This window comes from Rhizobium sp. BK181 (genome assembly GCF_014193305.1).
GTDB lineage: Bacteria > Pseudomonadota > Alphaproteobacteria > Rhizobiales > Rhizobiaceae > Rhizobium.
Map to the genome: position 1 here is coordinate 173,435 of NZ_JACHZA010000004.1, position 26,452 is coordinate 199,886.

General features: G+C 60.8%; 23 protein-coding genes and 2 pseudogenes. 4 read left to right on the forward strand and 21 right to left on the reverse strand.

The genetic code is table 11. From position 1 onward, the window contains the following. Nucleotides 1-9: 9 nt before the first annotated feature. The 8 genes and pseudogenes from FHT77_RS13240 to FHT77_RS13270 form a co-directional block, all read right to left on the reverse strand. Nucleotides 10-948 (reverse strand): alpha/beta hydrolase, encoded by a 939-nt coding sequence (locus tag FHT77_RS13240; protein WP_183755461.1) that lies wholly within the window; start codon nt 946-948, stop codon nt 10-12. Next, nucleotides 945-1,514 carry an ATP-binding cassette domain-containing protein gene (locus FHT77_RS32235; protein ID WP_409527453.1) on the reverse strand — a complete coding sequence of 190 codons (570 nt, stop codon included), beginning with the start codon at nt 1,512-1,514 and terminating at the stop codon, nt 945-947. The genes FHT77_RS13240 and FHT77_RS32235 overlap by 4 nt, the downstream gene beginning before the upstream one ends. Nucleotides 1,515-1,597: 83 nt before the next feature. Then, a pseudogene (locus FHT77_RS32240) lies at nt 1,598-2,569 on the reverse strand (ATP-binding cassette domain-containing protein); the annotation flags it as partial. Between the two features lie 3 nt (nt 2,570-2,572). Beyond that, nucleotides 2,573-3,406, reverse strand: coding sequence for an ABC transporter permease (locus tag FHT77_RS13250; protein ID WP_183755462.1), 834 nt, complete (start codon nt 3,404-3,406; stop codon nt 2,573-2,575). 13 nt (nt 3,407-3,419) lie between these two features. Continuing rightward, nucleotides 3,420-4,376 carry an ABC transporter permease gene (locus FHT77_RS13255; RefSeq protein ID WP_183755463.1) on the reverse strand — a complete coding sequence of 319 codons (957 nt, stop codon included), beginning with the start codon at nt 4,374-4,376 and terminating at the stop codon, nt 3,420-3,422. Between the two features lie 11 nt (nt 4,377-4,387). Then, nucleotides 4,388-5,893, reverse strand: coding sequence for a carnitine 3-dehydrogenase (locus FHT77_RS13260; protein ID WP_183755464.1), 1,506 nt, complete (start codon nt 5,891-5,893; stop codon nt 4,388-4,390). A gap of 70 nt (nt 5,894-5,963) precedes the next feature. After that, nucleotides 5,964-7,517, reverse strand: coding sequence for an ABC transporter substrate-binding protein (locus FHT77_RS13265; RefSeq protein ID WP_183755465.1), 1,554 nt, complete (start codon nt 7,515-7,517; stop codon nt 5,964-5,966). Nucleotides 7,518-7,726: 209 nt separating this feature from the next. Then, the gene (locus tag FHT77_RS13270; protein WP_183755466.1) at nt 7,727-8,620 is read right to left on the reverse strand and encodes a 3-keto-5-aminohexanoate cleavage protein; all 894 of its coding nucleotides are present in this window, start codon (nt 8,618-8,620) and stop codon (nt 7,727-7,729) included. Nucleotides 8,621-8,713: 93 nt separating this feature from the next. On the opposite strand from FHT77_RS13270, the gene FHT77_RS13275 reads away from it, so the two are divergent. Then, nucleotides 8,714-9,670, forward strand: coding sequence for a GlxA family transcriptional regulator (locus FHT77_RS13275; protein WP_183755467.1), 957 nt, complete (start codon nt 8,714-8,716; stop codon nt 9,668-9,670). A gap of 43 nt (nt 9,671-9,713) precedes the next feature. Here FHT77_RS13275 and FHT77_RS13280 read toward each other — a convergent pair whose 3' ends face one another. Beyond that, on the reverse strand, nt 9,714-10,442 hold the full coding sequence (locus FHT77_RS13280) for an ROK family protein (protein ID WP_183755468.1): 729 nt from the start codon (nt 10,440-10,442) through the stop codon (nt 9,714-9,716). A gap of 164 nt (nt 10,443-10,606) precedes the next feature. On the opposite strand from FHT77_RS13280, the gene FHT77_RS13285 reads away from it, so the two are divergent. Continuing rightward, nucleotides 10,607-13,015 carry a glucan 1,4-alpha-glucosidase gene (locus tag FHT77_RS13285; protein ID WP_183755469.1) on the forward strand — a complete coding sequence of 803 codons (2,409 nt, stop codon included), beginning with the start codon at nt 10,607-10,609 and terminating at the stop codon, nt 13,013-13,015. 39 nt (nt 13,016-13,054) lie between these two features. Here the strand turns inward: FHT77_RS13285 and FHT77_RS13290 are convergent, their stop codons facing one another. The 8 genes from FHT77_RS13290 to FHT77_RS13325 are packed head-to-tail and all read right to left on the reverse strand — an operon-like array spanning nt 13,055 to nt 21,113. Continuing rightward, nucleotides 13,055-13,987 carry a dihydrodipicolinate synthase family protein gene (locus tag FHT77_RS13290; RefSeq protein ID WP_183755470.1) on the reverse strand — a complete coding sequence of 311 codons (933 nt, stop codon included), beginning with the start codon at nt 13,985-13,987 and terminating at the stop codon, nt 13,055-13,057. Next, nucleotides 13,984-14,952 carry an ABC transporter ATP-binding protein gene (locus FHT77_RS13295; protein ID WP_183755471.1) on the reverse strand — a complete coding sequence of 323 codons (969 nt, stop codon included), beginning with the start codon at nt 14,950-14,952 and terminating at the stop codon, nt 13,984-13,986. The genes FHT77_RS13290 and FHT77_RS13295 overlap by 4 nt, the downstream gene beginning before the upstream one ends. Further along, nucleotides 14,953-15,966 carry an ABC transporter ATP-binding protein gene (locus FHT77_RS13300; protein WP_183755472.1) on the reverse strand — a complete coding sequence of 338 codons (1,014 nt, stop codon included), beginning with the start codon at nt 15,964-15,966 and terminating at the stop codon, nt 14,953-14,955. A 5-nt stretch (nt 15,967-15,971) separates the two neighbouring features. Further along, a complete protein-coding gene (locus FHT77_RS13305) occupies nt 15,972-16,889 on the reverse strand; it encodes a dihydrodipicolinate synthase family protein (protein ID WP_183755473.1) in 918 nt (305 codons plus the stop codon). A gap of 20 nt (nt 16,890-16,909) precedes the next feature. Beyond that, on the reverse strand, nt 16,910-17,785 hold the full coding sequence (locus tag FHT77_RS13310) for an ABC transporter permease (RefSeq protein ID WP_183755474.1): 876 nt from the start codon (nt 17,783-17,785) through the stop codon (nt 16,910-16,912). A gap of 2 nt (nt 17,786-17,787) precedes the next feature. Further along, on the reverse strand, nt 17,788-18,747 hold the full coding sequence (locus FHT77_RS13315) for an ABC transporter permease (RefSeq protein WP_183755475.1): 960 nt from the start codon (nt 18,745-18,747) through the stop codon (nt 17,788-17,790). A gap of 54 nt (nt 18,748-18,801) precedes the next feature. Continuing rightward, nucleotides 18,802-20,385: an ABC transporter substrate-binding protein gene (locus FHT77_RS13320; protein WP_183755476.1), complete on the reverse strand. Its 1,584-nt coding sequence runs from the start codon at nt 20,383-20,385 to the stop codon at nt 18,802-18,804. Next, nucleotides 20,382-21,113 (reverse strand): FadR/GntR family transcriptional regulator, encoded by a 732-nt coding sequence (locus tag FHT77_RS13325; RefSeq protein ID WP_183755477.1) that lies wholly within the window; start codon nt 21,111-21,113, stop codon nt 20,382-20,384. Before FHT77_RS13325 ends, FHT77_RS13320 begins: the two co-directional genes overlap by 4 nt. Nucleotides 21,114-21,559: 446 nt before the next feature. Between FHT77_RS13325 and katG the strand changes: the two genes are divergently transcribed. Continuing rightward, nucleotides 21,560-23,734 carry a catalase/peroxidase HPI gene (gene katG, locus FHT77_RS13330; protein WP_183755478.1) on the forward strand — a complete coding sequence of 725 codons (2,175 nt, stop codon included), beginning with the start codon at nt 21,560-21,562 and terminating at the stop codon, nt 23,732-23,734. A gap of 335 nt (nt 23,735-24,069) precedes the next feature. Here the strand turns inward: katG and FHT77_RS13335 are convergent. Continuing rightward, a pseudogene (locus tag FHT77_RS13335) lies at nt 24,070-24,258 on the reverse strand (DUF3175 domain-containing protein); the annotation flags it as partial. A gap of 80 nt (nt 24,259-24,338) precedes the next feature. On the opposite strand from FHT77_RS13335, the gene FHT77_RS13340 reads away from it, so the two are divergent. After that, the gene (locus FHT77_RS13340) at nt 24,339-24,590 is read left to right on the forward strand and encodes a BON domain-containing protein (RefSeq protein ID WP_183755479.1); all 252 of its coding nucleotides are present in this window, start codon (nt 24,339-24,341) and stop codon (nt 24,588-24,590) included. Between the two features lie 43 nt (nt 24,591-24,633). Here the strand turns inward: FHT77_RS13340 and FHT77_RS13345 are convergent, their stop codons facing one another. From FHT77_RS13345 to FHT77_RS13355, 3 genes are all read right to left on the reverse strand, one after another. Further along, nucleotides 24,634-24,783 carry a hypothetical protein gene (locus FHT77_RS13345; RefSeq protein ID WP_183755480.1) on the reverse strand — a complete coding sequence of 50 codons (150 nt, stop codon included), beginning with the start codon at nt 24,781-24,783 and terminating at the stop codon, nt 24,634-24,636. A 433-nt stretch (nt 24,784-25,216) separates the two neighbouring features. Further along, the gene (locus tag FHT77_RS13350; RefSeq protein WP_183755481.1) at nt 25,217-25,699 is read right to left on the reverse strand and encodes a ProQ/FINO family protein; all 483 of its coding nucleotides are present in this window, start codon (nt 25,697-25,699) and stop codon (nt 25,217-25,219) included. Nucleotides 25,700-25,980: 281 nt separating this feature from the next. After that, the gene (locus FHT77_RS13355; protein ID WP_114713645.1) at nt 25,981-26,337 is read right to left on the reverse strand and encodes an RT0821/Lpp0805 family surface protein; all 357 of its coding nucleotides are present in this window, start codon (nt 26,335-26,337) and stop codon (nt 25,981-25,983) included. Between the last annotated feature and the right edge of the window lie 115 nt (nt 26,338-26,452).

A 26,452-nucleotide genomic window follows, 5' to 3' on the forward strand; every position in this document is an offset into this window, starting at 1 on the left:
GAGCCTCGCCTAACCGGCAAAGTCGGGCGTGAGGGAAACGTTCTTTGCCATCTCTTGTAGCGCGCGGCAGATTTCCTCGAATGCAACGCGAATTCGGCGGCTCATGATGCGGCCGCGCAAATAGCCGTGCACGAGTTGCTGGTGGTTGCGCCAATCGGCATCGACGCCTGCGGCTATCAGGCGCTCGACATAGACCTTCCCGTCGTCGCGCAGCGGATCGACATCAGCGGTGAATACCCGTGTTCGCGGCAGGCCCGAGAAGTCCTTTGCCTCGAGAGGCGATACTTCCTCCAACTCCTGATCCGATGGCTGCTCGGAGCCGGAATAGGCGGCGCGATAGCCCGCAAGATCGGCAGTGCGCAGCAGCGGCGCTTCCGCGTTCTCTAGGTAGGACGGCCAGGAGTGGTCTCCTCCGAGGCCGGGATAGATCAAGAGCTGCGCTATCGGCATCGGGCCGGTGAGGCGCCGCATGCGCAGGGCGAGCGCCGCGCAGAGATTGGCGCCGGCGCTGTCGCCGACCGTAATCAGTCGCGGCGTTTTCACCGCAAGATGACGCCAGACCGTTTCAACGTCATCGATCTGAGCGGGATAGCGGTGCTCCGGCGCAAGACGGTAGTCGACGGCGGTCAGATGCATGCCGGTGCTGCTTGCGATTTCGGCACAAACGTCGTCGTGGCTTTCCAGGGAACCGACGACGAATCCGCCGCCATGACAATAGAGTATTGAAGGCCGGCTATCGCTGGCATGAGCCGGTATGTAGTGCCGCACCGGGACATGATTGACGGTGGTGTCGATGACGCTGATATCCGTGGGACGAGGCTGGCGAAAGACAGCACACATCGCATCATAATGGCGGCGGTTGTCCGCGGCCGAAGCGACATTCGAATCCGCGGGATAGGATGCTTCCGTTTTGGCGATGAAGGCCAGGATTTCAGGGTCGTCGATCATTTCGGAGATGCTCCTGCTTCCAGGCGGCGGGTCAGCCAATCCGGATCCATGTCCGGCACCGAGGCCAGCAAGGTCTTTGTGTAGGTTTGCGCCGGCCGTTGCAGCACATCCCTGACCTTCCCCTGTTCGACAACCCGTCCGCCTTGCATGACGGCGCAGTCGTGCGAAATGGCGCGAACCGCCGCCAGATCGTGAGTGATGAACAGGTAGGAGACGCCGGTCACTTCCTGGATCTCTCTCAACAGCCGCAGTATGCCTTCGGCGACGAGCTGATCCAGTGCCGACGTCACTTCATCGCAGATGATGATCTTGGGTTCGGCCGCCAAGGCGCGCGCAATGCCGATGCGTTGCTTCTGCCCTCCTGATAGCTCTGACGGAAGGCGATCCGCGAACTTGGCGGGGTCGAGCTCCATCCGGTGCATCAGTTCGTCAACCTTGTGGTTCCGTGCCGCGCCCGTGAGGCCGAGATAGAATTCGATCGGCCGGCCGATGATATCACGGACCCGTTGGCGCGGATTGAGCGCGGTGTCGGCGTTCTGATAGATGATCTGGATTTGCCGCAACATATCCCGGCTGCGTTGCTTGAAGCCGGGGGAAGAGGTTGCCCATCCAGCAACACCTGGCCGCCGTTAGGCTCTAGAAGGCCAGCCACGACGCGAGCAGTGGTGGATTTGCCTGATCCGGATTCGCCAACGAGTGCAAGCGTGCGACCGCGATGGAGTTCGAGGCTAACATCCTGTAGTACCTTCAATCTGCCGTAGGATGCTATGACGGAGTCGATCTTCAACAACGGCTGGACGTCGATTGCCGGCGAAGGTTTATCTTCCGCCTCCATCGAGCGGACTGACCACAGGCTCTTGGTATAGGCTTCCGTCGGCTCCGCGAGCATGTCGCGTGTGGATTGGTCTTCCACCTCGCGTCCGTGCAAAAGCACTTTAATTCGATCCGCCATTTGCGCCACAACGGCCAGATCGTGGGTGATATAAATCGCCGCCGTACCGAACTGGCGGACTGCATCGCGGATCGCGGCCAACACTTCGATCTGCGTGGTCACGTCGAGCGCCGTTGTGGGCTCGTCGAAGATGATGAGATCAGGCTTGCAGGCCATCGCCATCGCGGTCATGGCGCGCTGCAACTGGCCACCGGAAACCTGATGCGGGTAACGCCAGCCGATGATGTCGGGTTCGGGCAATCGCATGCGGCGGTAGAGGTCGACGGCCTGCCGTTCCGCGTCATGCCTGGTCAGAAGGCCGTGTGCCACCGGCGCTTCGGCATATTGATCGATGAGTCGATGCGCTGGGTTGAAGCTCGCTGCCGCCGACTGCGCAACATAGGCGATGCGCCGGCCCCGAAGCTTGCGCAGGAAGGTTTCGCTGCGGCCGACGAGTTCCTCTCCATCGAAACAGACCGAGCCGGCGCTGATACGACAGCCGTTGCGGGCATAGCCCATGGCCGCAAGTCCGATCGTCGACTTACCGGCGCCGGATTCGCCAATCAGGCCCAGCACTTCGCCTCGCCTCAGATCGATATCGACACCATGGACGATCTCGGTCCACGCACCGTCGATCTGTGCTTCCATCTTCAGGCCGCGAATTTCCAAAAGCGGTTTTGCGTTGCCCATCGTCTAGTCCTTCAAGCCGCTGGAGCGATGCAGCATCCAATCGACGACAAAGTTGACCCCGACTGTGAGCAGCGCGATGGCCCCGGCCGGCAACAGCGGCGTGATGTCGCCGAAGCTGATCAGGGAGGCCGTTTCCTTGACCATGCTGCCCCAGTCCGCAGTCGGTGGCTGCAACCCGAGTCCGAGGAAGGACAGGGCAGAAATGCTCAGGAAGACGAAGCAGAAACGCAGGCCGAATTCCGAGATAAGCGGCGGAAGGATGTTGGGCAAAATCTCACGACGGATGATCCACCATAGGCTCTCGCCACGCAAATTCGCCGCTTCGACGAATTCCATGACGACCACGTTCATCGAAACGGCACGTGTCAGACGAAAGACGCTGGTCGAGTCGAGAATGGCGATGATGAGTATCAGATTGACCATTCCGGTGCCGAAAATGGTCAGCAACAACAACGCAAAGATCACCCGCGGTATCGCCATGATCACATCGACGATGCGCGACAACACCTCATCCGTCCAGCCTCCCAGAGTCGCGGCCAGCATTCCGCCTGCGCCGCCGATCAGGAAGGCGAGGGCGGTGGTCACGAACGCCACGCCGATCGTATTGCGGGCACCGAAGATCAGCCGGGACAGCATATCGCGCCCCAGGCCGTCGGTTCCGAGCACAAACATGGAACTCCATGGTTCAAACTCGCCGCCGGCAACTTCAGCTTCGCCGTAGGGAGCAAGCCACGGCGCAAAGACCGCGACGACGATGTAGAAGGCGATGATAAGAAGGCCTAGACGCGCCGACCATGGGACGGTCGAGAGGCGGAGCGATTTTACAATGGCAGTCATGCGTACTCCCTCCTCATCGCGGATGCAGCAAGCGCGGATTGGTCGCGATCGCGATGATGTCCGCAAACATGTTGAGGAAAATGTAGATCGCAGCGAAGATCAGACAGCAGCCCTGAACGACCGCGAGATCGCGTTTGGCAGCGGAATCGACGAGCAACTGTCCCAGGCCCGGATAGACAAAGACGACCTCGACCACCAAAACGCCCGTTACGAGATAGGCGAGGTTGAGCGTAACGACCGTGACGATCGGGGCGAGCGCGTTGGGCAGGGCGTGACGGCTTATCACCTTGAAGCGCGATTGTCCTTTCAGCCGCGCAGTCTCGATATAGGGGCTGGCGAGCAGGTTAATGATCGACGCTCGTGTCATCCGCATCATGTGTGCGGCGATGACAAGGGTGAGGGTAATGGCCGGCAGGAAACAGATGTAAAGCCGCTCAATGAGCGAGGTCGTGGCGTCCACGGTGGCGAGCGATGGGAACAGGCTCGTTCGCACAGCCAGAAACAGGATGAGGATATAGGCGACGAAGAACTCCGGAAAGGAGATCGAGGTCAACGTCAGGAGGCTCGAGAGGCGGTCGAACAGGCTGTTGCGCCAGAGGGCGGCCAGAAGTCCCAGCGTCAGTGACAGGGGAATGGCAAGTGCTGCAGCATAGGCGGCGAGAAACAGCGTGTTGCCAAGCCGCCCGGCGATCAGTTCCCCCACCGGGCGGTTGTTGGCAAGAGACATGCCAAAGTCGCCGGTGGCGACGCCGCCTAGCCAGTGCACATAGCGCATGACCACTGGCTGGTTCAATCCGAGCTGTTCGCGCAGGGCCGCAAGCGTTTCTGGCGTTGCGCTCTGGCCGAGCAGCTGCTGAGCGGCATCGCCCGGAAGAAGTTCGATCGCGAAGAAAATGATGATCGATACCAGGAAGAGCGTCAGCAGACCGGTCGAAAACCTCTTGAGTATCAGCTTCGGTATGGGCCCCATTGTGATATCCCTTAGCTGGCGGCGGCGGATTCCATCATGATTTCACGCACCGGCTTGCCTGCATAGGCCGGAGCCTCCAGATGCCGATGGTGTTTCCACACCTCTCCCAATTTGATCGATAGAGTCAGATCCATCGGCGCCGCGGTGGACTTTGCGGTATCGACGTGCAGGAGCATGTGCTCGCCGGTCGCCAGGAGTTCGTCCTGGGGGCCGCCGTAGAGTTCGTGCACGATTCTTACTCTCTTTTGGTCGAAGCCGAGCAGCAGCGTTTCTACACGCAACGGCGCTCCCATCTTCACTTCGCGCAGGTGCCTGATGTGCGTCTCGACCGTGTAGAGCGAACGGCCGCTGGCCAGATAATGCTTGTTCATGCCGATAAAGTGCAGGAAGGCATCGGTTGCGTCCCCGAAGACCTGCAGATAGCGGCTTTCGGTCATGTGGCCGTTGTAATCCACCCAATCCTCCCGAACGCGATCGGCGTGCAGCGCCAAAGGCTTTTCCGGATCGACCGTTGACTGACGCGCGTGGCTGTGTGCTTTGGCATAGAGCGCGGACTCGTATTCCTTGAGGAGGGCGCCAGCGCCCCAGTCGTTGCCCTTCAATGCCTGCATGATGGCGACGAGATTGTCGTCGCGAATGCGCTCGAGTTCGCGGATGCTGTGCTTGCCGGATTGGGCATCCGACTGCGCGGCGATGATATCGATCAGTTCGTCGGTCAGATCGGGGACGTCCATAAGCTTCGTCCAGGGCCATTTCAGCGCCGGGCCGAACTGGCTCATGAAATGGCGCATGCCGGCCTCACCACCCGCGATACGGTACGTTTCGAACAGGCCCATCTGCGCCCACCGAAGCCCGAAACCAAAGCGGATGACGTCATCGATTTCCTCAGTCGTCGCGACGCCGTCATGGATCAGCCACAGTCCTTCGCGCCACACCGCTTCTAGAAGCCGGTCGGCGATATGGGCGTCGATCTCCTTGCGGACGACGAGCGGTTTCATGCCGATGGCGGTGAGGAAGGACTTGGCACGATCGAGATTGTCCGGCGATGTTTGGCCCGGTACCACTTCGACCACCGGAAGCAGATAGACAGGATTGAAAGGATGGGCGACGAATAAGCGCTCCGGCGTTGCGAAGCCCTCGATGAGTTCCGTCGGCTTGAACCCCGAGGTGGACGACCCGATCAACGTACTTTCTTTGGCGTGCTTCTCGATTTCAGCATAGACCTTGCGTTTCAGATCGAGCCGCTCCGGCACACTCTCCTGCACATAATCGGCATCGCGAACTGCTTCTTCGATGGATGATACGAAGCTCAAGTGGCCCTTCGGCGCCATGGGAGCGAGGGTCAGCTTGCGATAAGCGCGTTCGGCGTTGGCGAGAACTTCTCCCACCAAGCGTTCGGCCTGCGGATGCGGGTCGAAGACCTTGACATCGTAGCCGTTGAGCAGAAATCGAGCGATCCAGCCGCCGCCTATGACGCCGCCACCGATCGCTGCGGCGGATTTCACCGTGCCAGTCATGTTCACCTTGCCAGATTTGAGATGGAGCAGGCGCCGCCCTCCGGACGGCGCCGACAATCAATGAAGAGCCTTAAGCGGCGCTCCACCAGCGGTCGATCAGCTTCCAGCCGTCGAAGAAGCGGTTCGACGCCAGCTTTCCATGCGCAACCTTGTCGTTGCGGGCATCGATATAGTTGCTGAACATCGGAATGATCGCGCCGCCGTCATCGCTGACGAGTTGCTGCATCTCGTGATACATCTCGCGGCGCTTGTTTTCGTCGAGGCTGGAGCGCGCCTCGAGAAGAAGCTGGTTGAAGCGGTCGTTGGACCAATGGCTTTCATTCCAGTCCGCGCCTTTTGCATAGACCAGCGAGAACATCGAATCTTCGGTCGGCCTGCCGTTCCAATAACCGGTGACGAATGGCTTCTTCAGCCACACGTTCGACCAATAGCCATCGTCGGGCTCGCGCTTGACGTTGATGTCGATGCCGCATTTTGCGGCACTCGCCTGGAACAGTGTCGCGGCGTCCAAGGCGCCGGCGAAGGCGGCGTTTGCCGCCGAAAGCTCGATCTTCAACGTATCGTGGCCAGCCTTCTTGAGGTGGAACTTGGCCTTGTCAGGGTCATAGGCGCGTTGCGGCAGATCGGCGGCGTAGAAGCGGTTGGCTGGTGCGATCGGGCTGTCGTTGCCGAGGTGACCGTGGCCGCGGAGGATCTTCTGCAGCAGCTCCTCGCGATTGACGGCGTATTTCAGCGCCAGCCGCACGTTCACGTCCTTGAACGGCTCGCTATCGCACCACATGGGCCAGAGGTAGTGGGCGGTGCCAGTCACCTCTTCAATGGTAATGCCGGCCTTCCGCTGCAGCAGCGGCAACGTCTTGATCTCGACGCTGTTGATGACGTCGACCTGGTCCGTCAGCAGGGCATTCTGGCGGGCGGTTGCGTCGTTGATCGTCAGCAACTCGACCTCGTCGAACCAGGCGTGATCGGTCTTCCAGTAGTCTGACCGGCGCTTCAGCTTGATGCGCACACCGGGCTCGTGCGATTCCAGCGTGTAGCCGCCCGTACCGACGCCGGACTTCCAATCCAGCGTACCATCGCTGTTGGCCGGCATGATGACGAACTGATACTCGGCCGTCAGGAACGGGAAGTCGGCATTGCCGGATTTCAGTTCGAAGACAACGGCCTCGCCGTCCTTGCGGATATCGACGACCTCCGAAAGGATCGCCTTCGCGCCGGAGGTCGAATCCTTGGCGCGGTGATGATTGAAGGAAGCGATGACGTCTTCGGGTGTCAACGGCTTGCCGTTGGAAAACGTGACGCCCTTGCGAAGCTTGAACGTCCACACCTTGGCATCGGGACTCGGATCAATGCTTTCGGCAAGTTCCGGCACGATCTTACCGTCGGCATCGACTTCGGCGAGGTTGTTACAGACACCGCCCAGCATGGCCGTCACGACGGGGCCGGCTGCATAGGTCGCCGGATCGATGGAGTCGGAGGTGGCGCCGCCGGAATGGCCGATGCGGAGCGTCCCGCCGCGTTTCGGCGACGATTGAGCATGGGAGCGCGAGGGTATTGCGGATATGAGCGCCGCAGCTGCAGTCGCCTGCAGCAGGCCTCTTCTGGTCATGGAATTCTGAGACATTGTTGTTCCCCTTTTTTGCTTTCTCATTCATCGATTGACAGGCTGCTGGTCACGCACCTCCTTGTCTGGATCGAAGCAGATGGAAAGGGGATACAGGTCGCGGCAAGGCAAGCGCATAGCCAAGTTCCGGCCGGCGGCACCGTAAGCCGCAGCCAAAATTCTCCGCTGTCCTGCCCGCTTCAGTCAAATCAATCGGTCCTGCCTCATTCCTACCAACGCTTCTTCAGTTTCAATTTCTCTCGCACATCCTGGGGCCTCAGAACGTTAACGTTCATTGCCGAAAGGATCGAAACGGCACGCTCCACCAGCTGACCGTTGGAGGCTAGGACACCCTTTGAAAGAAAGAGATTGTCCTCCAGACCGACTCTGACATTTCCACCCGCGAGTGCCGCCATCGCAACGTAGGGCAATTGATTTCGGCCGATGGAAAATGCGGAGTAGGTCCAGCCCGCAGGGACATTGTTGACCAAGGCCATCAGCGTGCCGGGATCGTCAGGCGCGCCGTAAGGGATGCCCATGCAGAGCTGGATCATCACTGGATCGTCGATCAGCCCTTCCTTGACCAGCTGCTTCGCAAGCACGAGATGGCCGGTGTCGAAGACCTCGATTTCCGGTTTGACGCCAGCCGCTTGGATGCGGGCTGCCATTGCCCGCAGCATGCCTGGCGTATTGGTCATCACATAATCGGCCTCGGCAAAGTTCATCGTGCCGCAGTCCAGCGTGCAAATTTCTGGCAACAGTTCCTCGACATGGATAAGCCGCTCGGTCGCGCCGACTATATCCGTTTGCTTCGGATTGAATGGCAGCGGCTGTTCCGCGGAACCGAGTACCAGATCGCCGCCCATGCCGGCTGTCAGGTTGAGGACGACGTCGACTCCGGAATCCCGCACCCGCGCGACGACTTCGCGGTAGAGAGCGGGATCCCGCGAAGGCGCACCCGTTTCAGGGTTGCGCACGTGAATGTGAGCGACAGCCGCACCAGCCTTTGCGGCCTCGATGCTAGCCTCGGCAATTTGCTTGGGAGTTACCGGGACCCTGTCGCTCTTGCTGACGGTGCCGCCTGAACCGGTGACTGCGCAGGTAATGAATACGTCCCAATTCACGGTGCGGCCTCCTAACTCGATGAGGCCACTATACGAATTGCCGCCCTGCGCTTATTGGCATAAACTGCCAAAGAGTTTGCAGGAATTGACAGAATGGGTTTGAGCTGTGGCTTTCTGATCTTCGACGGTTTTTCCAATATGGTGTTGGCCAGCGCGATCGAGCCGCTGCGCGCGGCCCGCGACTATGCGGGCCCTAATACGTTTGCGTGGCGGTTGCTGTCGTCCGAGGGAATGGATGTCCGCAGCTCGAGCGGTCTCCTCATGCGGTGTGACGGCGAGATCGAGACCGCCCTTGATCTCGACATCCTGTTCATCGTTGCGGGATACGGCGCACGCGAACACGCGCAGAGCTCGATCTTGAGGCGACTGCAGCGTCTGAGCAGGTCTATCGGCATCGTTGGTGGGCTCGACTGCGGCGCCTGGCTGCTCGCGCAGGCAGGTCTTCTGAGCGGTTACCGAGCGACGATACACTGGCAGGATCTTTCGCAATTCGCCGAGATCCATCTTGATGTTGAGGTGACGTCGGACCGGTTCGTCATCGACCGAAACCGGATCACCGCCGGCGGCGCCACAACAGTGGTCGATCTCATGCTCAAGCTCATTGGTGATCATGGCGGTGGAGCGCTCGCCTTCGATGTTTCCAACATGTTCGTTTACGATGCCCGATTGCGGGCTCCCGAGGAGCGGGGGGCGCGCAGCCTTTCCTTGGCAACGCGCGTTCCGCAGCTTCTAAAAGCCGTCGCCTGCATGCGCGCGCATGTCGAAAGCCCGCTCAGCCTCGACGCGATCTCGGATGCGACCGCGACGTCTCCGCGTACGCTGGCCCGGCTCTTTCAGCGAGAGTTCGGGATGGCCCCCGGCCACTACTATCAAAGCATCCGGCTCGACGTCGCACGCAGCCTTGCCGAGGAAACGTCGCTCGCCGCGCACGAGATCGCCGCGCGTAGCGGCTTTGCCTCGGCGGCATCTCTCTCCAGGGCCTTCAGTGGTCACTTCGGATCGACACTGCGGGAGACGCGGCGCAACCGGCGAGGCGCGCCACCCAATTGAGCGGCGAGAGGCCTTGCTCGCCCGGTCGCTCGAAGCCCCTGACTCAAATTCGCAGGCTGTCATCCAGCCAAACCCGGAAGCCGCCACGGAAGGCGTTGTCGTTGTTGCCGCGCCGGCACTTCGGCGGCAGTTCCTTGAGCCGATCGACATTGCCGCCGCCGATGACGATGTAGTCAGGCAGCAGCGCCGCGCTTAGGCGATCAACGACATCAACGACCGATTTCCGCCACTTGCTCTTGCCTCGACGCTTCAGTCCTCGCTCGCCAACATAGTCTTCGAAGGTCGCCTTGCGGTAGGGCATGTGCGCCAGTTCCAGAGGCATGCAGACATTCTCGGCGATGATGGCTGAGCCCAAGCCGGTGCCCAAGCCGAGGAAGAGCATCCGGCCGTTTTCATAGCTGCCGATTGCCTGCATCAAAGCGTCGTTGACCATTCGGACCGGCCGGCCGAGGGCGGCTTCGAAATCGAAATCCTTCCATCCCGGCCCGAGGTTGAAGGGATCGGCCGCGGCACGATTGGCGGCGACGGGACCGGGGTAACCCATCGTGACAACGTCGTAGTGCCAGTCGTGGGTAAGATCGCGTAGCGCACCTACCATCTTGGTCGCGGTCATCTGATCACCGGAATCGACCGCGCGTCGTTCGCTGCCGCTGCTGAGTTCGACTTTCACGTGCGATCCGCCGATATCGACGGCAAGCACAGTGCGGCCGGCCGGCGCTTTGGCGTGCTCGCGCTTCCGTTCGGCTGCAGATGTGTTGACGGTGTCTGCCATATCTTTGCGCTCCTCTGCCGGCCTATGCTCTCATCCCTGCCGCACCACGTATCGGGGCAAGATCGGCAGCTTCTGTCAAGCGCCGGGCGAAAATGCGGTGTCGCTTGATTTAAACGCCAGGATGGCTCACTGAAAAGAGCGCACACTAAGCGGAGGATCATCACTTGACCTTTCCGAGCTTGCCTCCCGGTTCCATCGACCCACCCGGCGCTCCCGGGATCGAGCCGCGCTGGACCTCAAGTGACAAGAGCGCGGTCGGCACCGCCGTCGGCCCGGCAAGTCCCGTTTGGTTCACGGCAAGCCACGGTATCCTCAACGAGATCTATGCGCCGCGGCTGGATATGGCCTGTGTCCGCGATTTCGGCTTCATCGTGACAGGCGATGGTTACTTCTCAGAAGAGAAGCGTGATGCCGATCATCGGGTGCAGGCAATCGAGGATGGCGTCCCGGCCTTCCGCCTTATCAACACCGCCCGCGATGGCCGTTATCGCATCACCAAAACGATCCTTACTGATCCTGAGCGCGAGGTGGTGCTGCAAGAGTTACGCTTCGAGGCGTTGATCGGCGGCCTCTCCGACTACCAACTGCACGCCCTCGTGGCGCCGCATCTCGTCAACGGCGGCGCCGACAACACCGCCTGGTGCTCCGATTTCAAGGGCAGGCCGATGCTTTTTGCCGAGGGTTCTGGCCGAGCGCTTGCGGTTGCCGCTTCGGTGCCTTGGCTTGCGCGTTCGGCCGGGTATGTCGGTTTTTCGGATGGCTGGCAGACGTTGTCGCGGGGCGAAGGGCTGAAGGAGGAGTATCGCTGTGCCGTGTCCGGCAATGTTGCGCTATCGGGGACGCTCGACCTGCAGGCGGGCCAAGGGCGGATATTGGTCGCCATCGGTTTCGGCGCGGAGCCGGAGGAGGCTGCTTTCCGTGCCGTCCTCAGCCTGGAACAGGGTATCGAGCCGGCGCTGAGGTACTATCAGAGCGGATGGCGGGGGTGGCAGGCCGGCCTGCTTGCGTTGGACGAGCCTCATGATCCCAACCAGTTGAACCGTTACCGGGTCAGCACCAGCGTGCTCGCCAGCCACCGCGACGATGCCTCCGGCGCCATTATCGCGAGCCTTTCCATCCCCTGGGGCTTCAACAAAAGCGACGACGATCTCGGCGGGTATCATCTGGTCTGGACACGCGATCTGGTGGAAACCGCGGGAGGGCTGCTTGCCGCTGGCGCCAAAGCCGATGCGCGGTCGGTGCTCGACTATCTCTCGGCGATCCAGGAGGCGGATGGCCATTGGGTGCAGAATGCCTGGCTCGACGGCCGACCGTATTGGAACGGCATCCAGATGGACGAGACGGCCTTTCCTGTCCTGCTTTACGACATGCTTCTTCGCGCCGGCGTGATCGGTTTGTCGGAGACAGGCAGATACGTGGCGATGATCGAGGCTGCTGCGGCCTACATCGTCACCAACGGTCCTGCCACCCAGCAAGATCGCTGGGAAGAGGATGCTGGCTACTCGCCCTTTACGCTGGCCGTCGAGATCGCGGGGTTGCTCGCGGCGGCCGATGCGATGGAAGCGGCCGGACGGTTGCCTCAAGCGCAATATTTGCGGGAGGTGGCGGATGGTTGGAACGAGCGCATCGAGGAGTGGACCTATGCCAGCGATACGGAGTTGTCGCGCCGACTTGGCATCGACGGCTACTACGTTCGCATTGCCACCGCCGCGGAAGACGTCTCCTCGCTCGGCCGGGACTTTATCCCGATCCGCAATCGCGACGATGGCAAGGCCGTGCTCGAAGCAGACCTTCTTATTAGCCCGGACGCGCTTGCCTTGGTGCGGTTCGGACTTCGCGCCGCCGACGACCCACGCATCCTAGGCACGATCGCGGCGATCGATGCCGAGTTGCGACGTGACCTGCCAACCGGATCCTACTGGTACCGGTACAACGACGACGGCTACGGGGAGCGCGTTGGTGGTGCCCCGTTCGCTGGCCGCGGTGTCGGGAGGCTTTGGCCGCTTTTGACCGGCGAGCGCGCCCATTACGAACTTGCCGCCGGACGACGCGGTGAGGCGCAACGCCTCTTGGCAGCGTTGGAAGCCTCGGCAAGCGATGGTGGACTGCTGCCGGAGCAGATATGGGATAGCGACGACGTGCCGGAGCGCGAGCTCTTTCTCGGTCGTCCGTCCGGCAGCGCCATGCCCTTGGTCTGGGCTCACGCGGAACATATCAAGCTCCTGCGCTCGATCCGCGATGGCGTCGTCTTCGACATGCCGCCTCAAACATTTGCCCGGTATGTCGCAGCAAAGCTCGGTCGTCCGCCATTCGCATGGCGCCTAAACGCCAAGCGCACCCGTATGGCTGCCGGCCGCAAACTGCGGATCGAACTGCCCGAACAGGCCCTGGTGCATTGGTCTACCGACGGTTGGGCAACCGTTATCGACAGTCATGCCCACGATACGGGTTTTGGCACCTATGTCTGCGACCTGCCGACGGAAGGGCTGAGTCCAGGCACAATTCTGTTCACAATCTTCTGGACGAACACCCAGCGGTGGGAAGATGCCGATTTCAAGATCGATGCGGTTTGAGCGCGACCGCCCGTCCGTCACGGCCGCATTTGGCTCCGCTCAATCGAAGAGTTCGGGCAGTTCCGCTCGCGCGATCCGTCTTAGACGCTCGGCTTCGGCTTGATCGATAGAGCGGTATGGCCATCGGAGCTTCGGTCCAACCGGCCCCCAGCCTCCGATCGCGCACAGCAACTTGTCGAGGGCGGCATTCGAGTAGCCTTGCGCTTGGCGGAATGGAACGATGTGGTTATCCATGAACGCGCAAATGCGTTTCTCGATTGCTAGCGCGGCTTCGATGTCTTCCGCCATCAAATCTGTCCACCACTGGGCGCCTTGCGGGCTGAGGCAGGCCACGTTGGAAAAGGCGCCTGCGGCAACGCCGTGGCTCATGCCGGTCGCGAGATGATGGCCAGGCACAAAGAGCGCGAACTCGGCAAGGTATTCGCGGGCGGCGGCATACCAATCGGCGTCGCCATCGGCGAGCTTGATACCGACGACGGCAGGCGATGGGCCACAGACGGCGGCAAGTTCCCGCGGCGTCAGAACCCGCTTGGCATGTGGCGGATTGTAGAGGATCAAGGGGGTCCCCTCGGCGCGGTCCGTCGCGCGTCTCAGGAAATCGATTGCCTCAAGATCGGTGACCGGCCACCAGTCCGGCAGAATGATCTGGATCGCCAGCGGCTTCAGCGCGGATGCGCGGGCAACGCGTGACAGAGCGATGTGCGGATCCGGCTGGCATGCGCCGATCACGAATGGCATGCCGGCACTCGTGCAACGCTCCGCGAGGATAACCTGGATCCGCTCGAACTCGACGTCCGTCTGATTGTGGAACTCGCCGGCCGTACCGTTCGAATAGATGCCGCCGACCCCGGCTTTGATCAGGATGTCGATCTCTTCGCCGAGGGCAGCGAAATCGATCGCGTCGTCCTCCACGATCGGGAGAAGAAGGCTTGCCCAATTGCCGGCGATTGAATGTCGTCTCTGCGTCGTCAAGGCATGGCTCCCAAAGGTATATCGTCGCGAATGCACGCCTTGAGGTGCCCCGGCGCGACTTCCCGCAGCTCAGGAACGGCCTGGCTGCAAGCTTCGATGGAATGCGGACAGCGGGTGCGGAAAACGCAGCCGCTCGGCGGATTCGCGGGGCTCGGGATTTCACCCTTCAGTACCTGCCGCTGGCGTTTGGCACCGACATCGGTGGAGGGGATGGCGGACAGTAGCGCGCGCGTATATGGATGCCGTGGCCGGGCGTAAAGTTCGCTGCTCGCCGCGATTTCCATGATACGGCCGAGGTAAAGGACGATCACCCGGTCACAGATATACTCCACGACCGCAAGGTCGTGCGAGATGAACAGCATGGTCAGCCCAAGCCGCTGCTGCAGATCGCGCAGCAGGTTTATGACCTGCGCCTGGATGGAGACATCGAGCGCCGACACCGGCTCGTCGGCGACAATCAGTTCCGGGGCCAGTGTCAGCGCGCGCGCAATGCCGATGCGCTGACGCTGCCCGCCTGAGAACTCGTGCGCGTAGCGATTAATCGCTTCTGCCGGCAAATCGACCTGCTCAAGCGCCACACGGGCGCGTTCGAGCCGTTCCCGGCGGGTTCCGATGCGCTGAATTTTCAGGCCTTCGGTCAGGATCTCGCCGATGGTCATGCGCGGCGAGAGGCTGGCAAAGGGGTCCTGGAAGATATACTGCATCCGCGGACGCATGCGTCGCATCGCCGTGGATGAAAGCCCCGTCAGATCGACGCCATCAAAATGCACGTTGCCTGATGACGGCTCGACCAGGCGAAGGACCGAGCGGCCGATTGTCGTTTTGCCGCTGCCGGATTCGCCAACCAGCCCAACGACTTCGCCCTTACCGATCTCGAAGGAAATGTCCTTCAGGATTGTCAGTTGCGTGCCGTGGGAAGTGTAGCTTTTCGACAGGTCGCGAACGGAAAGCAAAGGCTCGGTCATCTAAATCTCCCGCCACCGAATGCATCGGCTCTTATGAAGCGGTCCAACGGCTTCAAGCGCCGGCACCGCCTTGCGACAGGCCTCGATCGCAAATTGGCAACGCGGTGCGAAGGTGCAGCCAGAAGGCATGTTCATCAGGCTCGGAACGACGCCCGGAATGGCTGCGAGTTTTTCCCCCGATTGTTTCATCCGTGTCGCATCGCCAAGCCGCGGCATCGAGGCGAGAAGGCCCTTCGTGTAGGGGTGTTTTGGATTGCTGAAGACCTCGTTGACCGGGCCTTCCTCGACGATGCGGCCGGTGTACATAACGGCGACGCGATGGGCGATCTGGGCGACGACGCCGAGATTGTGGGTGACGAACAGCATTGCCATTCCGCGCTCGCGCTGAAGCATCAGCAGCAGGTCGAGGATCTGCGCCTGGATCGTCACGTCGAGTGCGGTTGTCGGCTCATCCGCAATCAGCAAGGTCGGGTCGCAGGCAAGCGCCATGGCGATCGTCGCACGTTGGCGCATGCCGCCGGACAGCTCGTGCGGATACTGACGGGCCTGGCGCTTGGCATCTGGAATCCCGACGTTTTCCAGCAGCGAAATGGCAGTGGCCATTGCCGCTTTCCGGCTTGCTCCGCGATGAATGCGAATTGGCTCGGAGATCTGGTCGCCAATCGTATAGACGGGGTTGAGGCTGGACATCGGCTCCTGAAACACCATGCCGATGTCGTCGCCGCGAATGTCGCGCATCTCGTCTTCCGTTAGCGAAACCAGATTGCATCGGGATCCGTCCTTTCGGCGAAGCCGGATGCTGCCTGCCGCGATCGATCCAATGTTGCGGGTCAGAAGGCGCATGACGGAAAGGCTGGTCACCGATTTGCCCGAACCGGATTCTCCCACCAGGGCCACGGTCTCCCCCGCGCCGACGGTCAGGTCGACATCGTTGACTGCCGTGACATCGCCTCCGCGAATGCGGAAGATGGTCTTGAGGCCCTGAATGGAGAGGATCGGTTCGGCTGACTGCATATTGGTCACCCAAGCAGACCGGTTGCGCGCAGGATCTCGTTGATCCTGGCGGTCTCGGCTTCATTGAGCGCAGTGCGCGGGCGCGGCATGACCGCGCTGTCGATGATACCGAGGCTCTTCATGGCAGTCTTGAAGCCACCGATGCCGGAGGCGCCGCCGCTGACGCGGCCCTGGGCAACCCAGACGATTTCGAAGAGGCGGCAGAGCCGCTCCTGCTCCTTGCGTGCGGCGACCCAGTCGCCACGCTGGGCGGCGTCCCAAAGGCGCACATAGCCGTGAGGATCGACATTCGCGATGCCCGGAACGACCCCGTGCGCGCCCATCAGCAAGGCATTGTCGACGACAATCTCCGAACCGGTCATCAGGAACACATCCGGCCGATCAGCGAGATCGAGCAGGGCATAGCGGAAGTTGCCGTCATCGCCGCTGGAATCCTTGAGGCCGATGATCGTGCCTTCTTTTGCCAAGGCCACCGTCGTCTGGCGCTGCAGCTTGACGTGGACGCAGACCGGAATGTCGTAGGCGACGAGCGGTACGTCGACCGCGTCACGGATAAAGCGGAAATGGTCGAGGATCTCGGATTGGCTGGTGACCGTATAGAACGGCGCGGTGGCAACCACGGCGTCGGCCCCGGCACGCTTGGCAACGTCCGCATGATGAATGACGCGATCCGTCGTCGGATCGATGACGCCGACGATCAGAGGCACGCGTCCGTTCACCACTTTTGCCGAGTGCTCGATGATCTCGCGGCGCGTCTTGTCGTCGTGGAAGATCACCTCGCTTGTCGAGCCGAGCACGAAAACACCGTGGCAACCGCCTTCGATGAGATGCTCCAGAACCCGCGTGTAGGACGGATAGTCGACCGTGAAATCGGCATTGAGCGGCGTCACGACTGGAGGAATTACACCTTTGAATTTTGTCATAGTCTCTTTCTTTCGAGTGATCAGTTTAGTTCAGCGCGAGGGTCGAAAGCGTCCCGAAGACCGTCGCCGATGAAGTTGATGGCAAGCACCGCCAGGATGAGCGCCCCGCCTGGGAACAGCCATTGCCAAGGATACTGTTCGAGGACCGCCGTCGAACGGGCCGCGTTCAGCATGTTGCCCCAGCTGGCGGCCGGCGGTGCGATGCCGAGGCCAAGGAAGGAAAGCCCGGCCTCGAGCAGGATGGCGTTGGCGATCTGCAGCGTGGCGTAGACCACCAGGATATCGACGGAGTTCGGCAGCCCATGTCGGAAGAGGAGATGGGGCAAGCCGGCGCCCATTCCCCGAGCGGCGACGACGAAGTCACGCTCACGCAGTTCCAGCAGCCGTGCGCGCACCATTCGCGCCAGAAGTGGCCAGGACAACAGTGAGATGACGAGGACCGTCGGCCAGATGCCCGTGCCGGCGATCGAGGCGAGCACAAGGAGAAAAATCACCGGCGGCAGCGTCATCACGAGATCGACAAACCGCATACCGACCGCGTCTGCCCAGCGGCCGGAAAGGGCGGAGACAGCGCCGAAGAGAAAGCCGATGACGGCCGAGAGCAGTGTCGACGCAACAGCGACGAGGAGTGAGATGCGGCCGCCTTCCATCACGCGGGCAAACACATCGCGGCCGACGCCATCGGTACCGAACCAATGTTTCAGGCTTGGGCCAGAGTTCATCGCCAAAAGGTCGATGTCGTTCGGCTTGAAGCTCCACCACAGGGGATAGGTGAGGATCATCGCCAGGACAGGAAGAGCCAGGCAGATACCGAAAACGGCGGCGCGGTTGATCAGGAAGCGGTCGAGTGCACGGGCGAGGGGGCCGGGACTGCGGCTAGGGGTTCTGGCCAGCATGCTCACGCCACCTTGATGCGCGGATCGATCACCGCGTAGGTGACGTCCGTCAGAAGGTTCACGACGATCACGCAGGCTCCGATGATGAGCGTGGCGCCCATAATGACCGGGTAGTCGCGGGTCTCGACGGAATCCACCAGCAGCAGGCCCATGCCCGGCCAGTTGAAAACGCTCTCGATGAAGATTGCACCACCGACGGCAAGGCCGATAGTCGAGCCGATGAGCGTGACAACAGGCAGCAGCGCATTGCGCAACGCATGCTTGACGATCACCCAGAACTCGACGACGCCCTTCGCCCGTGCCGTGCGGACATAGTCCTGATTGAGCACTTCAAGCAGGGAGGCGCGCATATAGCGCATGATCAGAGCCGCTTGAGCGACCGCAAGGAGCGAGGCAGGAAGGATCAGGTGATGCAGCAGATCGAGGACCGAGAAAGCCTCGCCCGGCGTCAGCATTCCACCCGATGGCATCCATTTGAGCCGCACGGCGAAGACGTAGAGTCCGATCAATGCGCTGAGGAAGGCCGGGCTGGAAATGCCTGTGAGGGCAATCACCGAGAACGAGAGGTCGGCGATGGAGTTACGCCGTACGGCGCTGATGATGCCCGTGGCGATGCCGACGACAGTCGAGATAACGAGAGCCGTTCCCATGAGCAGGACGGTGGGACCTATGCGCGACAGGACGAGACCGAGCACCGGCTGATCCATCCGCTTGATCGAGTAGCCGAGATTGCCGGCCAAGGCTTGCTGCAGCCAGGCCAGATACTGCACGGGCAGGGGCTGGTCGAGACCGAGGCTGCTGCGCAGCTCGGCCAAGTCGGCTGGCGACATCGGGATGTTCGGATCGATATAGGCGTCGATCGGATCGCCAGGGGTGAGGCGCAGCAGAAGGAAAATCAGCATGCTCAAAGCAAGCAGCATGCCTATTCCGATCGCTAGGCGCCGGAGACTGTATCTCAGCATTGCAACTCCGTCCTGAAAGGGTGGCAACGCCACCCTTTCGTATCCATGGCGGTCCTATTCGGTGATGGACCAGCGCTGCGGATCGGCCTGATAGGGGCCGCCGCCAGGGGCGGGAGTCCACACAAAATCCTTGACCTTGGAGGATACCACGCCATAGCGATTGGCTACCCAGAGGGTTCCCCACGGGAGCTGGCTATTCATGACCTTGCAGACCTGCTGATAGCGTTCGTCACGCTTTGCCGCGTCAGGTTCACCCAGGGCGGCGTCGAGCGCGGCCGTCAGATCGGGCATGCGGGCGCGAACGACGTTCGGGCCGGCCGGCGGGATCTGCTTTTCATTCAGCCCGACATTGATACTGCCTGCATCTGGTCCGTTTTGCAGGCCGGCATAGACCAGCTGAAACTGCGAGATATCTGCGTCGGGCTTCAGGACGATGCTGTTGTATGTTGGGGCATCGACCGCACGCGGCACGACGTTGATGCCAACCTGAGCCAGCATTGCCTGAACGGCGGCCAGCACATTGGTCGCCAAGGGCGTCGTGTAGTAGGTCAGGAGCGTAATCGGCTTCCCGCCGTTGATCTCGTCCCAGCCAGCTTCCTTCAGAAGCGCTTTCGCCTTTTCGGGATCGTAGGCATAGTCATCAATGCCCTTCGGGACGAGTTGATCGGCGACGTAGGCGCAGTTGGCGGGCTTGGCGGCGCCGCCGTAAAGGCTCTGGATAATCGCGTCGCGATTGATGGCGTGCATCACCGCCTGTCGGACACGCAAATCCTTCCAGATAGGCGATTCATGATTGAAACCCAGATAGTTGACGACGAAGGAATTGCCTTCGATCACCTGGAAAGACTTATCGTCCTTGAATGTCGGAACATCATTGGAGTCGACATAGGTGAACTGGATTTCACCGGCTCGAAGCGCGGCGATCGCAGCCGCCGGATCGGCGAAGTAGCGATTGATGATCTTTTCGAGGGCCGGTTTGCCGCCTCTATAGTCCGTGTTGGCAATGAGCTCGACATACTGGTCGTTGACGTACTTCGAGAATTTGAACGCGCCGGTGCCGATCGGTGACGTCGACCACCATGCGTTCTTGGCGAGCTGGTCGGCCGGTATTGCGGCCAGTGCGTGCTCGGGGAGCATCATGACCTTTGTCAGGGTATCCATGAGACTGGCCGATGGCGCGCTTAGCTTGATGACGAGCGTGTGGTCATCAGGAGCTTCGACGGATGACACCGGTGTTAGGCGAGCGGCCAGGACAGATCCGGTCTTTGCATTCTTGGCGAGTTCCATCGTGAACTTCGCGTCCTTGGCCGTGAATGGCTTTCCGTCGTGCCACTTCGCGTCAACGAGCTTGAACGTATAGGTCAGCTGGTCAGGGCTCACGTCATAAGACGATGCAAGTACGCCGACCGTCTTCTGCAGCTTCGCATCATAGGTCACGAGCGGTTCGAAATAGATGCTGAGCCAGGTGAAGCCCGCGGTTGCGGCGAGCGGATTGAAATTGCCCTGAAAGCCTCCGGGGCCAACATCGAAGCCGCCCGACAGGGTTGCAGCTTGCGCGGGGCGGGTGAAGCCCGATGCGACTGTTGTTGCCATCATCGCGGCGATTGCGATAGCCGAAAGTCGAGACAGGGTGTTCATTGCGTTCCTCCCACATTTGAACTTGTCTTATTGGTTGCGATAACTCGGGCGATGCCTTCGTAGTGGTGGTCGAGGCGCCGGCGGGCCTCCTCCACGTCCCGGGCTTCTACGGCATCGACGATGGCGGCGTGATCGCGCCAAGTGGCCATCGGATCGACGTTGTCGAGATTCACGAAATCCGAGGCCTTGTAGAAAGCGAGCCAGAACACGTCGATCAGCCGGCTCAGCGTTTCGTTCTCCTGGCAGCGGAAGAGCAGTCGATGGAAGAGCTGGTCGTCCTCGGCGAAGGATTCGCCGCGTTCGGCGTGCGCCTTCATACGGTTGACGGTGGCGCGGAGCTCGGCAATGTCGTCCTTGCCGATCGTTTCCAAGGTCTTGCCGATCAGGCCGACTTCGAGCGTCCGACGGATCTCGATCACTTCCTCGATCTGGCGGAGCGCGCCGCCAAGGCCGTAGGCAAGATTGTCGAGCAATGGCTCGAACGAGAACGCCTTCACGAAAATTCCGACGCCGCGCCGTGATTCCAAGACGCCAAGCGATTCAAGTGCCTTGATGCCTTCGCGCAGCGAGTTGCGGCTGACGCCAAGTTGTGTCGCAAGCTCGCTCTCGGCGGGCAGCAGTGTTCCCGGCTTCAGCCCGTTGTCGTTGATGTAGGCGCGCAGGCTCTCCTGCACGGAAACATGCAGCAACGGGGCTCTTGTCAACGGCTTCATGGTCTTTAGGGGCATGCCGATCTCGCTGCGGAAAATTCCTGATGTCGAGACACATATCCACTTGTAGGATATCTGTCAAATGAACATGTGTGCATGCTGGTACGGATTTCGGATCGAGCAGGCAGCGGGTCGTTCTCCTGACCATTGGGAGCGCTGCGTCAGCTACGAATAGAGGGGTGCCAGAACCACGAGTTGCGGGACCTTCGTTTCAGCGCGGTTGGCAAACTTTTGCTGCAGCCGATGTCGAAAGCGTCATAGCTTTTAATTATCGTAACGATCAGTAAATCCAACTTAGAATTATCGTCTAGTTCCGATAAGAAGAAGCAAAGGGAGGATGCGCGTCGACCGGTGTCTTCGCCGCAAGCACCGAACCTCATTCGGAAAGTGCCTCGGCTCGACCGGATGATTTGGAAGAGTTCCCTTTGGACGGCAGAAAATTCAGAGCAATCAAGGAGAACGTTATGGACCAGAAACCCGACAGCGCCGGCAAATGTCCCGTTGCGCATACGCCCCGTGGTCGATCCAACCGCGACTGGTGGCCAAACCAGCTGGACGTTCAGGTTCTTCATCAGCATTCCAGCCTCTCCGATCCGATGGGCAAGGCGTTCAACTACGCCGAGGAGTTCAAGAAGCTCGATCTCGACGCCGTGAAGACGGATCTTCATGCGCTGATGACCGACTCGCAGGATTGGTGGCCAGCCGACTTCGGCCACTATGGCGGTCTCTTCATCCGCATGGCCTGGCATAGTGCCGGCACCTACCGCATTACCGACGGCCGCGGCGGCGCCGGTGCCGGTCAGCAGCGTTTCGCTCCGCTGAACAGCTGGCCTGACAACGTCAACCTCGACAAGGCCCGCCGCCTTCTCTGGCCGATCAAGCAGAAATACGGCAACAAGATTTCCTGGGCGGATCTCTTGATCCTTACGGGCAACGTCGCGCTCGAATCCATGGGCTTCAAGACCTTCGGTTTCGCCGGCGGCCGCGCCGATGTCTGGGAACCGGAAGAGCTTTATTGGGGCCCGGAAGGCACTTGGCTGGGTGATGAGCGCTACAGCGGCGAACGCGAGCTGTCCGAGCCACTCGGCGCCGTGCAGATGGGTCTGATCTACGTCAATCCGGAAGGCCCGAACGGCACTCCGGATCCGGTCGCTGCTGCCCGCGACATCCGCGAAACCTTCGCCCGCATGGCGATGAACGACGAAGAGACCGTCGCGCTGATCGCTGGTGGTCATACCTTTGGCAAGACGCACGGCGCGGGTGATCCGTCTTTTGTCGGCGTCGACCCGGAAGGCGGCGAACTGGAAGCGCAGGGCCTCGGCTGGACGAGCAAGTTCAACACCGGTGTCGGGCGCGATGCCATCGGCAGCGGCCTTGAAGTGACGTGGACGCAGACCCCGACCCAGTGGAGCAACTACTTCTTCGAAAACCTGTTCGGCTTTGAATGGGAGCTGACCCAGAGCCCGGGCGGTGCGAAGCAGTGGAAGGCCAAGAACGCCGAGGCTTCCATTCCGGACGCGTTCGACCCGGCGAAGAAGCAGCTGCCGACCATGCTGACGACCGACCTCTCCCTCCGTTTCGATCCGGTATACGAGAAGATCTCGCGCCGCTTCCTCGAGAACCCAGGCGAGTTCGCCGATGCCTTCGCGCGCGCCTGGTTCAAGCTGACGCATCGCGACATGGGCCCGAAGGTGCGTTACCTCGGTCCGGAAGTCCCGGCCGAAGACCTGATCTGGCAGGACGTTATCCCGGCCGTCGATCATCCGCTCGTCGATGACGCCGACATTGCGGACCTGAAGGAAAAGGTTCTCGCGACGGGCCTTTCAGTGCGAGAGTTGGTTTCGACCGCCTGGGCGTCCGCTTCGACCTTCCGTGGCTCGGACAAGCGCGGCGGCGCGAACGGTGCGCGTATCCGTCTTGCGCCACAGAAGGACTGGGACGTGAACCAGCCTGCGCAGCTCGCCAAGGTGCTCGGCGTGCTTGAAGGCCTCCACAAGGACTTCAATGCCGCCCAAACGAGCGGCAAGAAGATCTCGCTCGCTGATCTGATCGTGCTCGCCGGTGCCGCTGGTGTCGAGAAGGCTGCAAAGGCTGGCGGTCATGACGTGACCGTTCCATTCACGCCTGGCCGTATGGATGCCTCGCAGGAGCAGACGGATGCGGCGTCCTTCGCCGCGCTCCAGCCGCGCGCCGACGCGTTCCGTAACTATGTCGGTGGCCGGCAGTTCATGCGACCGGAAGAGGCTCTCGTCGACCGCGCCCAGCTGTTGACGCTGACCGCTCCGGAAATGACTGTCCTCGTCGGCGGGCTGCGGGTGTTGAAGGCCGGCGTGCCTGAGCATGGCGTCTTCACCTCGCGTCCCGAAGCGCTGACGAACGATTTCTTCGTCAACCTGCTCGACATGGGCACGGTGTGGTCGCCGGTTGACGGCAACGAAGGTGTTTACGAGGGTCGTGATCGCAAGACGAACGAACGCAAGTGGACCGGCACGCGGGTCGACCTGATGTTCGGTTCGCATTCGCAGCTTCGTGCGCTTGCGGAAGTCTACGGCCAGTCCGATGCAAAGGCGAAGTTCGTCAAGGACTTCGTTGCAGCGTGGACTAAGGTCATGAACGCCGATCGTTTCGATCTCGTCTGATCGGTAAAATCTGGCATGGACGCGGCCGGTCAGCGGCGTCCATGCTTCCTCCCCTCCACAAGTGCATCAGAAGGGATGTGCTTGCACATCAAGTCTTGACGATGATTTACGCTTGAGGCGACCTCGGACTAACCTTCGTAAGTCTCGAAACCGGCGAGCACGAGGTCCATTTTGTCGGCACTACCCGTCGGATCGGCCGTCACGTGTAGAAAGCCGCGGTTGGGTATTCGATCCAGATGTCGATTGCTTCCCGCTCACGCTTATGGACTTTCCGGGAATTATAAAAATTCCTTCGATCGTCGCGCGTTCAATATCATGCCAGATGATTGCGGCTCCTATGCTTCGGGCTCTCGCCCGAAGTCCTTTCGGAGTTCGTCCTTGGCGTTTTCCAGTTTCGCGCGCTGCGCTTTGGTCAGTTGCTGCCCGGCGCGGTTGATATGGAAGTTCAGCATCGACATGGCGGCTGATCGTCGTCCAGTGGAGGCTGGAACAGTGCGCCAACCGCTTCGTTCCAGAATTTTTGGGCACCGGGCCTCGGGAGTTTTGATGAACAACAGATGAACGAAACAGGTTTGGGCGCGTTCCTTCTCCAGGAGATGGAACAATGTTCATGCCACAATTCGATGGATATGCCTCTATTGGCGAACGCGCCCCTTTGGCTTCTCTTGCCGAGGAGATTTGGTCAGCAATTGCTTATTGCGGCTGTGCGGAAGACCTGCAGTTATCGGTTGTCGAGTCGGCTGGACTGTTCTTTCTGGAAGGCCAGGTTCCGACCCAAGCCGCAGCCGAGCAGATCCTTCAGGTCGCGCGCCGCTGCGCCGGTTCGATTGTTCTTTCCCGAATTTCTATAGGCTGATCGCGTTGCAACGTGCAGGTGGAGTGTGGGACGAGCGCCAAGGTTAGTCTCGTCGCGGGCGCAAGCAGCCACGGCGATCCAGGGCGAGGATGTGGCCGACTCGATCAGCTTCCTGCTGAGCCATCGGGCCCGGCATATTACCCGGACGCCAATCTTCATCGATGGCGGCGAAGAGTTGCTGCGCGAAGCGCATTGTCTCCTCCTTTGGAGCTTTGCTTGGTTGCACGTCCTTTGAAACTGCAGGGCTTCGTCATTGTTCCACGCCTGCCAGGGGCCGAATGATCCTTTTCAAGGGTGACACTGGAACTTCGACTGCGCGTTGGCAGGAGCGGCAACAACACGAAATTCACCGAAAAGTAGGCCGCCTTACCGCCAATGGGGTACGTGCAGTCAATGCGCGGTTGTGATTTTATGGTCTCGGCCAGATGCGGCCATTGTATTGCGTCGAGGGCCCGTCAGGAAACTGGCGGGCCCATGCATATGGTGGCGTGGGTGGTCGCAGGCGAGGCGGAACATCGAACGTTTCGAATGGTTCTCCGACCCAGGCGGTTTGGTCGAGCGCCGCAAACAATGCGATTGATCCGACGATCACCCAAACCAAGGGATTGCATCCGCAAGCAGCGGCTTTAGCTCTTCAACGGCGAGGTCTTGCGGCGTTCGAGCAGGGCTGCCCGGATCAAATCCGCTTTCGTAGGCGCTGGCGAGGCCATCGGTGCAGGAGCGTCGGCATCCGCACGCGCCACATTTTGCCGCTTGAGGCCGAGATATTTTTCCTGCGCCGCAATCCGGTCACCCTCTGAGACCGGCTCGCGCGGTTTGCCATCGATGCCGTAACGCAAGGAGTCGGGCTGTGCGGTGGCGAAATAGTAGCGCTTGGAGTGAAGGTAGGCACCCGTCGCGCGGCGCAGCGTGGTGATGCCAACGTCGGGCTTGAGAAGCGGCCTCAGCTCGTGCCAGAGCCCAAGCGCAAAAGGCCGGATAGGCTCGCCGACTGCGTTTGGCAGAACAGCGACGGGTTGCATGAGCAAGTCGCTGATTGCCTGGGCTTTGCGGATATCCGCTTCATTTGCAACAATCGGGCCGCGGCTGGTGGTCCAGGGTTTGCTCATCTCACAACTACCTCTGCGGACCTTTTAGGCAGGAACTGTGAACGCAATTTGACGAAAGCTTTTGGCGCGCCATGCTCGACCGCCGCTGGAGGAGAGCAATACAGCTTCCGCCATGCTCGCAGGCGAGGCTGCGTGCCTCCGCGACCTTTCTGTCGGCGTGTCGTCTTGAGGCTGACGATGCTGTCTATGCGCCGGAGCTCCGGGTGATTGCCGGTGGTTGAGGATGAGAAACGTCTCGAGCGTCTAGACGTTGTTGCCCGGGACAGCGCGGGCCATCATGCTTATCGTGCGGGTCCGAGCTTCCAGTCGGAGTCACCGGACGGGCAGGCGAGGCCTTTGAAGCGGGTTTCGCCTTCGAGCGTGCGCTGTGTTGTCACAAATGCCCGGCATGAGCTTTCAGGGTCGACGCCAATTTCTTCAATCACGCCGGCACTTCCCGTCGATGGATTCGCCCAGGCAAGCGGCTTCACGCCGACGTCGCCGCGGCTGACAGTGTCTGCGATAACCGCTTGATCAGTCTTTGCGACTGGGGCCGACTGTGGAACGGCGGCGGTTTCCAGGGGCTCGACCTTCGTACATCCCGCCAGCACCAAGGCTACAAAAGACAGCTGCAATACGCCTATGTTTTTTCGCGTCATCCGGACGTCCCGATGATTATGGTTCTGCATAGTAGCATGCAATCCTGACTTCAAACTGAGGGCTACTATAGAAATGGGAGCTACACCAGTCAGTTCCGTTCATCGGGGTATTTTT

What these genes read in the sequence shown, in the direction of transcription:
- FHT77_RS13240 (WP_183755461.1), bottom strand. Translation starts at nt 948, where the DNA reads ATGATCGACGACCCTGAAATCCTGGCCTTCATCGCCAAAACGGAAGCA.
- FHT77_RS32235 (WP_409527453.1), bottom strand. Translation starts at nt 1,514, where the DNA reads ATGTTGCGGCAAATCCAGATCATCTATCAGAACGCCGACACCGCGCTC.
- FHT77_RS13250 (WP_183755462.1), bottom strand. Translation starts at nt 3,406, where the DNA reads ATGACTGCCATTGTAAAATCGCTCCGCCTCTCGACCGTCCCATGGTCG.
- FHT77_RS13255 (WP_183755463.1), bottom strand. Translation starts at nt 4,376, where the DNA reads ATGGGGCCCATACCGAAGCTGATACTCAAGAGGTTTTCGACCGGTCTG.
- FHT77_RS13260 (WP_183755464.1), bottom strand. Translation starts at nt 5,893, where the DNA reads ATGACTGGCACGGTGAAATCCGCCGCAGCGATCGGTGGCGGCGTCATA.
- FHT77_RS13265 (WP_183755465.1), bottom strand. Translation starts at nt 7,517, where the DNA reads ATGTCTCAGAATTCCATGACCAGAAGAGGCCTGCTGCAGGCGACTGCA.
- FHT77_RS13275 (WP_183755467.1), top strand. Translation starts at nt 8,714, where the DNA reads ATGGGTTTGAGCTGTGGCTTTCTGATCTTCGACGGTTTTTCCAATATG.
- FHT77_RS13280 (WP_183755468.1), bottom strand. Translation starts at nt 10,442, where the DNA reads ATGGCAGACACCGTCAACACATCTGCAGCCGAACGGAAGCGCGAGCAC.
- FHT77_RS13295 (WP_183755471.1), bottom strand. Translation starts at nt 14,952, where the DNA reads ATGACCGAGCCTTTGCTTTCCGTTCGCGACCTGTCGAAAAGCTACACT.
- FHT77_RS13300 (WP_183755472.1), bottom strand. Translation starts at nt 15,966, where the DNA reads ATGCAGTCAGCCGAACCGATCCTCTCCATTCAGGGCCTCAAGACCATC.
- FHT77_RS13305 (WP_183755473.1), bottom strand. Translation starts at nt 16,889, where the DNA reads ATGACAAAATTCAAAGGTGTAATTCCTCCAGTCGTGACGCCGCTCAAT.
- FHT77_RS13310 (WP_183755474.1), bottom strand. Translation starts at nt 17,785, where the DNA reads ATGCTGGCCAGAACCCCTAGCCGCAGTCCCGGCCCCCTCGCCCGTGCA.
- FHT77_RS13315 (WP_183755475.1), bottom strand. Translation starts at nt 18,747, where the DNA reads ATGCTGAGATACAGTCTCCGGCGCCTAGCGATCGGAATAGGCATGCTG.
- FHT77_RS13320 (WP_183755476.1), bottom strand. Translation starts at nt 20,385, where the DNA reads ATGAACACCCTGTCTCGACTTTCGGCTATCGCAATCGCCGCGATGATG.
- FHT77_RS13325 (WP_183755477.1), bottom strand. Translation starts at nt 21,113, where the DNA reads ATGCCCCTAAAGACCATGAAGCCGTTGACAAGAGCCCCGTTGCTGCAT.
- katG (WP_183755478.1), top strand. Translation starts at nt 21,560, where the DNA reads ATGGACCAGAAACCCGACAGCGCCGGCAAATGTCCCGTTGCGCATACG.
- FHT77_RS13340 (WP_183755479.1), top strand. Translation starts at nt 24,339, where the DNA reads ATGTTCATGCCACAATTCGATGGATATGCCTCTATTGGCGAACGCGCC.
- FHT77_RS13345 (WP_183755480.1), bottom strand. Translation starts at nt 24,783, where the DNA reads ATGCGCTTCGCGCAGCAACTCTTCGCCGCCATCGATGAAGATTGGCGT.
- FHT77_RS13350 (WP_183755481.1), bottom strand. Translation starts at nt 25,699, where the DNA reads ATGAGCAAACCCTGGACCACCAGCCGCGGCCCGATTGTTGCAAATGAA.
- FHT77_RS13355 (WP_114713645.1), bottom strand. Translation starts at nt 26,337, where the DNA reads ATGACGCGAAAAAACATAGGCGTATTGCAGCTGTCTTTTGTAGCCTTG.